The organism is Mesoflavibacter profundi (assembly GCF_014764305.1).
Classification (GTDB): domain Bacteria; phylum Bacteroidota; class Bacteroidia; order Flavobacteriales; family Flavobacteriaceae; genus Mesoflavibacter; species Mesoflavibacter profundi.
In genome coordinates this window covers 653,726-666,729 of record NZ_CP061703.1, presented here as the reverse complement: position 1 = coordinate 666,729, position 13,004 = coordinate 653,726, and the positions used below count along the sequence as shown (strand labels likewise).

9 protein-coding genes and 1 riboswitch are annotated in these 13,004 nt (G+C 31.7%); of the genes, 5 read left to right on the top strand and 4 right to left on the bottom strand.

Features of this window, described 5'->3' with window-relative positions; genetic code table 11:
* Positions 1-55: 55 nt before the first annotated feature.
* The 4 genes from leuB to IFB02_RS03135 form a co-directional block, all read right to left on the bottom strand.
* Entirely contained in the window at positions 56-1,174 is a 1,119-nt protein-coding gene (leuB, locus tag IFB02_RS03150; protein ID WP_106686962.1) for a 3-isopropylmalate dehydrogenase, read from the bottom strand.
* A gap of 175 nt (positions 1,175-1,349) precedes the next feature.
* Complete coding sequence (leuD, locus tag IFB02_RS03145) at positions 1,350-1,937, bottom strand: 3-isopropylmalate dehydratase small subunit (RefSeq protein ID WP_106686963.1); 588 nt, start codon at positions 1,935-1,937, stop codon at positions 1,350-1,352.
* Between the two features lie 3 nt (positions 1,938-1,940).
* Positions 1,941-3,341 (bottom strand): 3-isopropylmalate dehydratase large subunit, encoded by a 1,401-nt coding sequence (gene leuC / locus IFB02_RS03140; RefSeq protein WP_106686964.1) that lies wholly within the window; start codon positions 3,339-3,341, stop codon positions 1,941-1,943.
* 22 nt (positions 3,342-3,363) lie between these two features.
* Positions 3,364-4,539 (bottom strand): 2-isopropylmalate synthase, encoded by a 1,176-nt coding sequence (locus IFB02_RS03135; RefSeq protein ID WP_106686965.1) that lies wholly within the window; start codon positions 4,537-4,539, stop codon positions 3,364-3,366.
* Between the two features lie 148 nt (positions 4,540-4,687).
* Between IFB02_RS03135 and IFB02_RS03130 the strand changes: the two genes are divergently transcribed.
* The 5 genes from IFB02_RS03130 (at position 4,688) to IFB02_RS03110 (ending at position 12,964) form a co-directional block, all read left to right on the top strand.
* Positions 4,688-6,235, top strand: a complete 1,548-nt coding sequence (locus tag IFB02_RS03130) for a hypothetical protein (RefSeq protein WP_106686966.1) — start codon at positions 4,688-4,690, stop codon at positions 6,233-6,235.
* A 95-nt stretch (positions 6,236-6,330) separates the two neighbouring features.
* Positions 6,331-6,455: riboswitch (SAM riboswitch) on the top strand.
* Positions 6,456-6,577: 122 nt separating this feature from the next.
* The gene (locus IFB02_RS03125) at positions 6,578-7,870 is read left to right on the top strand and encodes an O-acetylhomoserine aminocarboxypropyltransferase/cysteine synthase family protein (RefSeq protein WP_106686967.1); all 1,293 of its coding nucleotides are present in this window, start codon (positions 6,578-6,580) and stop codon (positions 7,868-7,870) included.
* A gap of 82 nt (positions 7,871-7,952) precedes the next feature.
* Positions 7,953-11,357 carry a bifunctional aspartate kinase/homoserine dehydrogenase I gene (thrA, locus tag IFB02_RS03120; RefSeq protein ID WP_191073039.1) on the top strand — a complete coding sequence of 1,135 codons (3,405 nt, stop codon included), beginning with the start codon at positions 7,953-7,955 and terminating at the stop codon, positions 11,355-11,357.
* 2 nt (positions 11,358-11,359) lie between these two features.
* Positions 11,360-12,526 (top strand): trans-sulfuration enzyme family protein, encoded by a 1,167-nt coding sequence (locus IFB02_RS03115; RefSeq protein ID WP_106686969.1) that lies wholly within the window; start codon positions 11,360-11,362, stop codon positions 12,524-12,526.
* Between the two features lie 30 nt (positions 12,527-12,556).
* Positions 12,557-12,964: an RrF2 family transcriptional regulator gene (locus IFB02_RS03110; protein WP_106686970.1), complete on the top strand. Its 408-nt coding sequence runs from the start codon at positions 12,557-12,559 to the stop codon at positions 12,962-12,964.
* Positions 12,965-13,004 lie beyond the last annotated feature (40 nt).

Here is a 13,004-nt window from a genome sequence, read left to right as displayed (position 1 = left end):
TAAAAAAGGTGCTTCTCCACTAACTGAATTTATAAAATAAAACTCAAAACTTACATTATATAATTGTTGATTGTCCTAAATGAATATTAGTAAAATTCAAATTACTATCCTTAGGATTATGGATAAAATCTTCTATAAAATCTCCAACTTTAGACGTTGTGATATGATCAAAATTATCATTTAAATCTGGAGTTGTCACATGTAATTGTAACGATTTTTCTACACCAGCTTTAATAACATTTGCTTCTTTGTAAAGACCAAAATGTTCAAGTAACATAGCAGCGCTTAAAATAGAGGCAATAGGATTTGCAATACCTTTACCAGTTGCTTGCGGATAAGATCCATGTATTGGTTCAAACATAGCATGCTTGTCTCCAACAGAAGCGCTAGCTAATAAACCAATGCTGCCACCAATAACGCTAGCTTCGTCACTAATTACATCACCAAATAAGTTTTCGGTTAAAATAACATCAAACTGTTTTGGATTTAAAATCATTTGCATTGCAGCATTATCTACAAATAAAAAGTCTAATTCTACATCAGGATAATCTTTAGCTAGTTCAGTAACTACTTTTCGCCATAAACGTGATGTTTCTAAGACATTCGCTTTGTCTACCAAAGTCACTTTTTTCTTTCGGCTTTGTGCTGCTTTAAATGCTAAATGCGCAATACGTTCAATTTCTTCCCGAGAATATTCGCATAAATCTGAAGCTACATTTCCATCTTCACTTAATTGTTTTTCACCAAAATAAATACCGCCAGTCAACTCACGATAAATACTAATATCTGTACCTTCAATAATACTCTTTTTTAAAGGAGATTTGCCTAATAATGTCTCGTAAGCCTTAACAGGTCTGATGTTGGCAAATAAACCAAGTTCTTTACGTAGTTTAAGTAAACCTTGCTCAGGTCTAACCTTTGCCGAAGGATCATTGTCGTATTTTGGATCGCCAATAGCGCCAAACAAAATAGCATCACTAGACTTGCAAAGCGCTAAGGTATCGTCAGGTAAAGGATTGCCGGTTTGGTCAATCGCAATAGCACCAACAGGCGCTTCTTTAAATCTAAAGCTATGGTCAAACTCTTGTGCGATAGCTTTAAGTACTTTTATAGCTTGATGCGTAACTTCTGGTCCAATACCATCACCAGATAACACTGCAATATTTAATTTCATAGTATATGTTTTAAAGCAATTAGCTTTATTAGTTATTATTAATTTATTGGCGTTTCCCTATCGGGTCGCGCTTTTCGTTAAATCTTTTTACTCTGTTTTCGATACAATGCTTCTATCGTCGCATCACTCAAACTGACGTAAAAAGGATACCACTGCAATCGCTAACGCAGGCTAACTAGCTACGTTGGTTTTCAAACTGAGTGATTAATTCTTTTTTGCTTAATAAATAGTCAATATCATCATAACCATTAATTAAGCATGTTTTTTTATAAGGGTCAATCTCAAAATGATCTTTAAACGAAGTGTTGGCAACGCTTATCGTTTGGTTTTCAAGATTTACAATTAATTCGGTTTTAGGATTCTCTTTAATTTCATTTAAAAGTACTTTTAAAAAATCGTCACTAACTTGCACAGGTAATAACCCATTGTTAAGTGCGTTTCCTTTAAAAATATCTGCAAAAAAACTAGAGACCACAACTTTAAAACCGTAATCTGTCAAAGCCCAAGCAGCATGCTCTCTACTAGAGCCACAACCAAAATTATTACCAGCAACCAATATACTTCCGCTGTATTCTTTTCGGTTTAACGTAAAATCTGTATTAACAGATCCATCTTTATTAAAACGCCAATCTCTAAACGCATTTTCGCCAAAACCGTTGCGATCTGTAGCTTTTAAAAAACGCGCAGGTATAATTTGATCGGTATCTATATTTTCTATCGCTAATGGAATAGCTGTAGATTGTAATGTTGTAAATTTTTCCATGACTTAAATTTCTTCAGCAACAAAATTGGTTGCAGTTACATCAATAATTTTTCCTTCAATAGCTGTTGCGGCTGCAACTAATGGACTAGCCAAAATAGTACGAGATCCTTGACCTTGTCTACCTTCAAAATTTCTATTTGAAGTCGACACGCAATATTCGCCTTCCGGAATTTTATCGTCATTCATTGCTAAACAAGCACTACAACCAGGTTGACGCAACTTAAAACCAGCATCTTCAAAAATACTTTTTAAGCCTTCTTCAATTATTTGAGATTCTACCTGTTTGCTTCCTGGCACTAACCAAGCTGTTACATTATCTGCTTTTTGTTTACCTTTTACATATTGTGCAGCAATCCTAAAATCTTCAATTCTTGAGTTGGTGCAACTACCAATAAATACGTAATTAATGGTTTTATCTATCAGACTTTCACCTTTTTTAAAATCCATGTATTTTAAAGATTTTTCAAAAGACGCATCATTTAATTGTGGTATGTTATCGGTGATTTTTATTCCCATTCCTGGATTTGTACCGTAGGTAATCATGGGTTCAATATCAGCAGCATCAAAAGTGTATTCTTTATCAAAAATAGCACCTTCGTCTGTAGGTAAAGTTTTCCAATAGGCTACTTTGTCTTCAAAATCTTTTCCTTTTGGAGCAAATTCTCTGTCTTTTACATAGTCAAAAGTAGTTTGGTCTGGAGCAATCATTCCGCCACGTGCGCCCATTTCAATACTCATATTACAAACAGTCATTCTGCCTTCCATAGACATGTTTTCAAATACATCACCAGCATATTCGCAGAAGTAACCAGTTCCAGCATTAGTGCCTATTTGAGCGATAATGTATAAAATAACGTCTTTAGGCAAAACACCTTTTTTTAGTGTTCCGTTAACGGTAATTCTTAAGCTTTTTGGTTTGGTTAATAATAGGCATTGACTAGCAAAAACTTGTGCAACTTGGCTAGTACCAATACCAAAAGCGATAGATCCAAATGCACCATGAGTTGAAGTGTGACTATCGCCACAAACTATGGTCATTCCTGGTTGGGTGATACCAAGTTCTGGTGCCATAACGTGAACAATACCATTGTATTTATGACCTAATTCGTAAAGTGTAATATCGTTAGCTTTACAATTTTCTGAAAGTTGTTTTAATTGCTTTCTTGATAAATCATCTTTAACTGGTAAATGTTGGTCAACAGTTGGTGTATTGTGATCTGCTGTTGCAACAATTTGATTAGGTCTAAAAATAGGAATGTTACGCGCCTTTAGCTCATTAAAAGCTTGCGGACTTGTAACTTCATGTATTAAATGTTTATCTATATATAAAATTTGCGGACCATTTTCTATTGCATCTACCACATGTGCGTCCCAAACTTTATCAAATAATGTTTTTTTAGTCATTATCTTTAATATTTACGCTGTATTAAGCGCTTATAATTTGTTGATATACGTTGCTAGTTGCAATAATCTCGTGTATATCATTATCGTTAATTTCTTTTTTCTTGTCTGCAAAACTTAAAAAGTTTGCATACACGTCGTCTAACTGAAGTTTTGTTAATTCATAACCAACATTTTTAGCTCGGTATGCTAAAGCAGCTCTTCCGCTACGAGCAGTTAAAACAATTGCGCTTTCGGTTACGCCAACGTCTTTAGGGTCAATAATTTCGTAAGTTTCACGATTTTTAATTACACCATCTTGATGTATTCCAGAGCTATGTGCAAACGCATTTGCACCAACTATAGCTTTATTTGGTTGCGTGTAAATACCCATATTTTCACTTACCAATTGACTGATGCCGTAAAGGTGTTTTGTATTGATTGAAGTGTCTAAATTAAGATATGGATGTTGTTTTAAAACCATAACAACTTCTTCTAAAGCAGTGTTACCAGCACGTTCGCCAATACCATTAATAGTACATTCTATTTGTCGCGCACCATTAATAACACCTTCTATAGAGTTTGCTGTAGCTAGACCTAAATCGTTATGGCAATGACAAGAAAGTATGGCATTTTCGATGCCTTTTACATTTTCTTTTAAGTATTTTATTTTTGCGCCATATTCACTAGGTAAGCAATAGCCTGTTGTGTCTGGAATATTTAATACTGTGGCGCCAGCTTTTATAGCAGCTTCGCAAACTCGTGCTAAATAGTCGTTGTCGGTACGACCAGCATCTTCGGCATAAAATTCGACATCTTCAACAAAGGATTTTGCATACTTAACCGCTTCAAAAGCACGATCGATAATAGCATTTCTGTTTGATTTAAATTTGAATTTTATATGAGAATCTGAAGTGCCAATTCCTGTGTGTATTCTTGGTGTTTTTGCAGTTTTTAAAGCTTCTGCAGCAACTTTAATATCATTTTCTACAGCTCTTGTCAAGCCACAAACAGTTGCATTTTTAACTATGTTTGCGATAGCTTGTACCGATTTAAAATCTCCAGGACTCGAGACGGGAAAACCAGCTTCTATTACGTTTACGCCAAGATAATCAAGTTGTTCTGCTATGGTAACTTTTTGCTCTGTATTAAGTTTGCAACCAGGTACTTGCTCTCCATCTCTAAGCGTAGTATCAAATATTTGTATTGAGTTTTTTGACATTTTAAGAGGGAATTATTTTTCTTTTGAATTACTAATTTATACTTTGGTATTACCAATGCATAATAGCTATTTGATACGCTACGATGTTCAGATTAAAAAACCGAATTTAAAACACTGAAAATCAATACTATAAATCAATTATTAGTTGATGACTAAAGACCAAAAAGATAATTTATTTGCACTAGTTAAATCTTTAACCAAGTCCGAAAAGCGTCAGTTTAAACTGTATGTTGGTCGATTAGGAGTAAACAGTGATTCTAAGTTTTTAAATTTATTTACTGTTTTAGATAAATTAAAACAGTATGATGAGGTTTCTATTTTAAAATCTACAAAGATTAAAAAGCAGCAATTAGCTAATGTAAAAGCGCATTTGTATAAGCAAATATTAGTTAGTTTAAAATTAAACCCATCACATCAAAATATTAGATCTCAAATAAGAGAACAGTTAGATTTTGCTTCAATTTTGTACCATAAAGGCTTGTATAAACAAAGTCTTAAAATTCTGGATAAAGCCAAAGAAATGGCTTTAGTTAACGAAGAAAAAAACTTGGCTTATGAGATTGTCGAATTAGAAAAAGTAATCGAGTCTCAATACATAACACGAAGTATTAGTAGTCGTGCAGACGAGTTAACAATTCAAGCCAAAGCTATTAGCGAACTTAATGTTATAGCTAGTAAGTTGTCAAATTTATCGCTACAACTTTACAGTATAATTCTTAAAACAGGTTATGTAAAAAGTGAAGCCGAAAGCAAAGAAGTCACCACTTATTTTAAAGCTAGATTGCCTAAATACAAAATTAAAGATTTAGGATTTAGAGAAAAATTATGGTTGTATAATGCTTATTTGTGGTACAGTTTTTTATTACAGGATTTTAAAAATTGTTATAAATACGCATTAAAATGGGTAAACTTATTTTATGAAAATCCAGCGATGATTACTTTAAATCCTGTATTTTTTTTAAAAGGAAATAATTATTTGTTAGAATCTTTATTCTTCATAAAAAGTAAAGATAAGTTTGATGAAGCGTTACAAAAACTAAAAAGCGTTATAGAAACTAATCAATTACCTAAAGACGAAAACGTAGAAGCATTATCCTTTTTGTACTATAACATTAATACAATTAATGGTTTTTTTATTGACGGAAGTTTTAAAGAAGGTGTTGCAATTATTGACCAAATAGATAAAGATTTAGAGCGTTACAAAGATAGAATAGACGAGCATCACACCATGATATTCTATTATAAATTTGCAAGTTTACACTTTGGATCAGGTAATAATAAACAATGTATTTTTTACCTAAATAAAATTATTTCTAATAAATCTTTAACCATGAGAGAAGACTTATTATGCTTCTCTAGAGTATTAAATTTAGTCGCGCATTACGAGGCAGGATTAGATTATCATTTAGATACTTTGTTACGTACAACGTATAAGTTTTTAATACAAATGAATGAGTTACACGAAGTACAAAAAGAGATGATAAAATTTATTAGAAAACTTCAAGATATATATCCGCAAGACATAAAAAAAGCGTTTAAATCTCTACTAGAAAAGTTGAAAACTTATGAAAATCATCCTTTTGAACGTCGCGCATTTTTATATTTAGACATTATTTCTTGGTTAGAAAGCAAAGTGAATAATGTACCTGTAGATCAAGTAATTAGACAGAAATATTTACAGCAAAATGCTATTTGAAAAATAACTTTTAAATAATTTTTATTGAAAATAATTTGGAAAATTAAATTTTCTAATTGAATATTTGTACTCACAAAGTTCAATAACTTACTGAAATGTTATCAAGAAAGGCAGAGGGAATAGACCCAATGAAGCCTTAGCAACCCTTAGACTTACTAAGAAGGTGCTAAATTCTACTTGAAAGTGCGAATCATTTCTCGCATTCTCGGATAGATAACCAACACGTAATTACCCATCTGTAATTACTATTTTTTCTTATAACATTTTTCTATTAAGTACGCTTCTTACGAGGCTTATTTGGCTTTTGGTTTAATTCATTTATTAACTCAAAAACTTAGAAAAATGAGTACACAAAAATTTGCAACCCAAGCGTTGCACGCAGGTCATGACGTTAGTCAACATGGAGGAACAAGAGCAGTTCCTATTTATCAAACCACTTCTTATGTGTTTGATAATGCAGATGAAGCAGCAGGAAGATTTAATCTTTCGGTTCCAGGATTTATTTACACTAGATTAAATAATCCAACAACCGATATTTTAGAACAAAGATTAGCTGCTTTAGAAGGTGGTATTGCAGCAGTAGCAACTGCTTCGGGTACATCTGCAATTGCAACAACACTATTAACTTTATTAAGAGCAGGAGACCATATTGTAGCGTCTAGCAGTTTGTATGGCGGAACGTACAATTTGTTAAGTGTTACACTGCCAAGACACGGAATTACTACCACATTTGTAGACGCTTCAGATCCAGAAAATTTTAGCAAAGCAACACAAGAAAATACAAGAGCTATTTTTGTCGAATCTTTAGGAAATCCAAAATTGGATGTGTTAGATTTAGAAAGTATTTCAAAAGCAGCAAAAGCACATAAAGTGCCATTAATTGTAGATAATACTGTTGCTACACCTTATTTATTAAACCCAATTGAATACGGCGCAAATATCGTTATTCACTCGTTAACAAAGTATATTTCTGGAAACGGAACTTCTTTAGGCGGAGTAATAATTGATGCAGGAACATTTGATTGGACAAATGGAAAATTTCCTGAATTTACAGAACCTTCAGCAGGTTATCATGGTTTAGTGTACAGCGAAGCTATTGGTGCAGCTGCATTTATAGCAAAAATAAGAATTGAAGGATTACGAGATTATGGTAGTGCTTTAAGTCCGTTTAATGCATTTCAAATCATTCAAGGCTTAGAAACGTTACAATTAAGAATCGAAAAACATAGTAAAAATGCACTTCAACTAGCTAAATGGTTACAAGAACAACCAGAAGTTAATTGGGTTAACTATCCAGGTTTAGAAACCAGTAAGTACAAAAACTTAGCAAATAAATATTTGCCAAAAGGACAAAGCGGTATAGTTACCTTTGGTGTAGATGGCGGTTTTGAAGCTGCTAAAAAAATAGCAGATACAACAAAACTATTTTCTTTACTTGCCAATATAGGAGACACAAAATCACTTATAATTCATCCTGCAAGCACAACACATCAACAATTAGATCAAGCGTCTCAAGAAGCAACTGGAGTTACAAGTGATTTAATTCGATTATCAGTAGGAATAGAAAATATCGAAGATTTAAAAGCAGATTTAAAAGCTGCTTTTAAACACATTAAAAAGCCTGTTTTAGCTTAATAGCATTCATTTTAATTTTAGTTATTTATTAAAAAGTGGCTTTGTGTTAAAAGCACAAAGCTTGCTTTTTATGTCAAATTTTATGAAACATCTTAACTACATAGAATTATCAAATTTTTTAACTTCTACTTCTGTAAAGCAAAATATAACCTTGTCTTATCAAGTGTTTGGAAAGACGCTACATACAGCTCCAATAGTAGTAGTTAATCATGCTTTAACGGGTAATTCTAATGTGTCTGGACATGATGGATGGTGGCAAAGTATTGTTGGCGAAGGAAAAACTATAGATACCACAAAGTATACCGTTATAAGCTTCAATATTCCAGGAAATGGCTATGATAATAAACCTGAAAACTTAATTGAAAATTATAAAGATTTTGTTGCTAGAGATATTGCTAAAATATTTTTACAAGGTTTAAATCAGCTTAATATCACATCTATTTTTGCACTTGTTGGCGGATCTTTAGGTGGCGGAATTGCTTGGGAAATGGCAGTAATAAAACCTAATTTGTGCGAACATTTAATTGTAATTGCATCAGATTGGAAAGCGACAGATTGGCTAATTGCTAATTGTCAAATCCAAGAACAACTGTTAACTAATTCTTCAAATCCAGTTCACGATGCAAGGATGCATGCGATGTTGTGTTATAGAACGCCAGAATCTTTTAAAGCTAGATTTAAAAGAAGTAAAAATGAAGATTTAAAAATTTTTAATGTAGAAAGTTGGTTGTTGCATCATGGAAAAAAACTCCAAGAACGTTTTCAGTTATCTGCATATAAATTAATGAATCAACTATTAAAAACTATAGATGTAACCAAAGGTAGAGAAGACGCTATAACGGTATTAGATAAAATAGAATCTAATATTACCATTATTGGTGTAGATTCTGATCTTTTTTTTACTGCTGAAGAAAATAGAGAAACGCAAAAAAAGTTAGCAGCAACACATCCAAATGTGACTTATAACGAGATACATTCTGTACACGGTCATGATGCTTTTTTAATAGAATTTGATCAGCTTAAAACAATTATAGAACCCATATTTAAACCAGAATTGGTTAATCAAAAAATGAAAATATTAAAATTTGGTGGCAAATCTTTATCCAATGAAAATGGTTTAAAAGAAGCGCTACAAATCATAGAAGATAAAATTAAAGAACATCAAAAAATAGCTATTGTAGTCTCAGCTAGAGGTAATTCTACAGACCAATTAGAAGCTATTTTAGAAAAAGCAGCAACTAATCAAGATTACAAATCAGACTGGGAAGCATTTAAAGCTTATCAAACTCAACCGTTATCTAAAATAGATTTTAATGAAGAATTTAATGCTCTAAATACACTTTTTGAAGGTGTTTCTATGTTAGAAGATTATTCACCTAAAATAAAGGATCAAGTATTAGCTTTTGGAGAATTACTTTCAGTAAAATTAATTTCAGAATTACTAAAAAATAAAGGAATAAATGCAAATCCAACAGATGCAAGATTGTTTATAAAAACTAACAATCAATTTGGTAACGCGTTACCTATTCATGATATATCAAAACAAAAAGTACAAGAATATTTTAATACGCATAATGGTTCTACGGTGAATGTTGTTACTGGTTTTATAGGAACAAATCTTAAAGATCAAACTACTACTTTGGGACGTAATGGTAGTAATTATACAGCATCGTTATTAGCAAATTATTTAGATGCAGAAGAATTGCAAAACTATACGCATGTTAATGGTATTTACACTGCTAATCCAGATATTGTTCAAGATGCTAAAAAAATAACCGAATTGTCTTACGCCGAAGCTAATGAATTAGCAAATTTTGGTGCAAACATCTTACATGCAAAAACGATTATACCTTTAATAGAAAAAAATATAAACCTAAGAATTTTAAATACATTTAATCCTAAAGATACAGGTACATTAATAACTGCAAAACAAAGCAAAAACCAAGTAACGTCGTTATCTGTTTTGGATCAAGTAGCTTTAATTAATTTAGAAGGAAGAGGATTATTAGGTAAGGCTGGTATAGATGCAAGAATATTTAAAGCTTTAAGTGTTTTTGATATTAGTGTTAGTATAATTTCACAAGGATCCTCAGAACGCGGAATAGGTCTTGTAATAGATGCAAATAAAGCTAATCAAGCAGTTATAGCATTAGAAAAAGAATTTGAATTTGATATAAAATCTCAAGATGTAAGTAAGATAAGCGTGCAAAAAGAAGTCGCTGTCATATCAATAATTGGTTTGCCATTATCTTCATTTAATAAACCATTTAATGCATTAATAAGAAATCAAATTACACCTATATTATTTAATAATACGGTAACAGGAAGTAATGTAAGTTTGGTGGTTAAAAAAGCGCAATTACATAAAGCATTAAATGTAATTCATGGAGAAATCTTTGGCATTTCTAAAACCGTTAATTTAGCAATTTTTGGTCATGGATTAGTTGGTGGTACATTAATAGATCAAATTCTTTCATCTAAAGAAGAAATTGAAAAAAGAAAAGGCATAAAACTTAATATTTTTGCAATTGCAAATTCCAAACAAGCATTGCTTAATAAAAACGGTGTGACTTTAGATTGGAAGTCTAAACTATCTAAAATCAATACTAATTTTACAGTAAACGATATTATAAGTTATGCTAATCAACATCATCTAGGAAATTTAATAGCAATAGATAATACAGCAAGTAATACATTTTATAATAATTATGAAGCTCTAGTAACTGCTGGTTTTGATTTAGTATCATCAAATAAAATTGCAAATACAGTCTCTATATCGTATTACGATAAATTAAGAGATTTATTAAGAGCAAACAACAAGCAATACTTGTATGAAACTACAGTTGGAGCAGGATTACCATTAATAGATACAATTAAACTTTTACATCAATCTGGAGAAAATATAACCCGAATAAGAGGCGTGTTTTCTGGGACATTAAGTTATTTGTTTAATAACTTTTCTTCCAAAGACGTATCATTTAGCACAGTAGTTAAAGAAACTATTGATAAAGGGTTTACAGAGCCAGATCCTAGAGAAGATTTTTCTGGAAATGATGTAGCCAGAAAATTACTAATATTGGCAAGAGAGCTAGATTTAAAAAACGAATTTGAAGAAGTTAACATTCAAAATTTAATACCAGAACAGTATAGAGATATCACTGTAGATCAATTCAAAAATCAATTAGATGTTTTAGATCCAATATTCAACAAAATTAAAAACGCTCAACAACCAGGTCATGTTCTAAGGTATGTAGGCGATTTGTCTGGAGATTTACAACAAGAAAAAGGAAATTTAGAGGTAAAACTAGTCTCTATACCAGAAGATAGCGCACTAGGTCAAGTTAAAGGCGCAGATGCAATTTTCGAAATATTTACTCAATCCTACGGTGATCAACCAATAGTTATTCAAGGTGCTGGAGCAGGAGCAAATGTAACTGCACGAGGAGTTTTTGGAGACATTTTAAGACTATCTAATTTAAAACAATAATCATGAGTCAAAACCATTTTGAAACTGAAGCCATACGACAACAATTAGAGAGAACCCAATACCAAGAGCATTCTGTACCATTATATTTAACAAGTAGTTTTGTGTTTGAGGATGCAGAAGATATGAGAGCGTCTTTTGCTGAAGAAAAGCAACGTAACCTTTACAGTAGATTTACCAATCCAAATACATCAGAATTTGTAGAGAAAATTTGCACATTGGAAGGAGCAGAAGCTGGATACGCTTTTGCAACAGGTATGTCTGCAGTCTTTTCAACATTTGCAGCATTATTAAATGCAGGAGATCATATAGTGTCCTGCCGAAGCGTTTTTGGATCTACGCATACTTTATTTACCAAGTTTTTACCAAAATGGAATATTGAAACAAGCTATTTTAAAGTAAATGAAATAGAAAAAATTGAAAGTCTGATTCAACCAAATACAAAAATTATTTATGCAGAAACGCCAACTAATCCTGCAGTAGATATTTTAGATTTAGAAGTGTTAGGTCAAATAGCAAAAAAACATAATTTGTTATTAATAATAGATAACTGTTTTGCAACACCTTATTTGCAAAATCCAATTCAATTTGGTGCAGATTTGGTCATTCATTCTGCTACAAAATTAATAGATGGACAAGGTCGTGTTTTAGGTGGTGTAACTGTTGGAAAAGCCAATTTGGTTAGAGAAATTTATTTGTTCTCAAGAAATACTGGTCCAGCATTATCACCATTTAATGCTTGGGTATTATCTAAAAGTTTAGAAACACTTTCAGTTCGCGTAGATAGACATTGTGAAAACGCATTAAAGGTAGCTACCTTTTTAGAGCAACATAGCAATGTAGAATTAGTAAAATATCCTTTTTTAAAGTCTCATCCGCAGTATCATATCGCAAAAAAACAAATGAAAAAAGGCGGAAATATTGTTGGGTTTCAAATTAAAGGCGGATTAGAACACGGTAAAACATTTTTAAACAAAATTAAAATGTGTTCACTATCTGCTAACTTAGGAGATACAAGAACAATTGTAACTCATCCAGCATCTACTACTCACAGTAAATTAAGTGTAGAAGATAGAGCAGAAGTAGGTATTACAGATGGATTAGTAAGGATATCAGTTGGATTAGAAAACGTAGAAGATATAATTAAAGATTTGGAACAAGCTTTAGTTTAAGATTTAATAAGTTTGGTTATCTTTGAAGTTATGCTTTCAAAAAAAACCAAATACGGCTTAAAGGCGCTTACTTATTTAGCAAAACAAGAACCAAATACACCAGTTCAAATTAGTGCTATTTCAGAAAGTGAAAATATTTCTAGAAAATTTCTAGAAAGTATTTTATTAACCTTACGTAAAAATGGTTTTTTAGGCTCTAAAAAAGGTAAAAACGGTGGTTATTATCTGCTTAAAGATCCAAGACAAATTAAATTAGCACCAATCATGAGAATTTTAGAAGGTCCAATAGCAATGGTACCTTGCGTAAGTTTAAACTTTTACGAAAAATGCGATGATTGCCCAGACGAAACTACTTGTGCTGTTCACAAATTAATGATAGAAGTTAGAGACAATACATTAAGTATTTTTAATAACAAATCATTATCAGATTTGATATAATTCAAATAAAATCAATAGTTTAAAAAAATAGGTTTTCAAT

What these genes read in the sequence shown, in the direction of transcription:
- leuB (WP_106686962.1), bottom strand. Translation starts at nt 1,174, where the DNA reads ATGAAATTAAATATTGCAGTGTTATCTGGTGATGGTATTGGACCAGAA.
- leuD (WP_106686963.1), bottom strand. Translation starts at nt 1,937, where the DNA reads ATGGAAAAATTTACAACATTACAATCTACAGCTATTCCATTAGCGATA.
- leuC (WP_106686964.1), bottom strand. Translation starts at nt 3,341, where the DNA reads ATGACTAAAAAAACATTATTTGATAAAGTTTGGGACGCACATGTGGTA.
- IFB02_RS03135 (WP_106686965.1), bottom strand. Translation starts at nt 4,539, where the DNA reads ATGTCAAAAAACTCAATACAAATATTTGATACTACGCTTAGAGATGGA.
- IFB02_RS03130 (WP_106686966.1), top strand. Translation starts at nt 4,688, where the DNA reads ATGACTAAAGACCAAAAAGATAATTTATTTGCACTAGTTAAATCTTTA.
- IFB02_RS03125 (WP_106686967.1), top strand. Translation starts at nt 6,578, where the DNA reads ATGAGTACACAAAAATTTGCAACCCAAGCGTTGCACGCAGGTCATGAC.
- thrA (WP_191073039.1), top strand. Translation starts at nt 7,953, where the DNA reads ATGAAACATCTTAACTACATAGAATTATCAAATTTTTTAACTTCTACT.
- IFB02_RS03115 (WP_106686969.1), top strand. Translation starts at nt 11,360, where the DNA reads ATGAGTCAAAACCATTTTGAAACTGAAGCCATACGACAACAATTAGAG.
- IFB02_RS03110 (WP_106686970.1), top strand. Translation starts at nt 12,557, where the DNA reads ATGCTTTCAAAAAAAACCAAATACGGCTTAAAGGCGCTTACTTATTTA.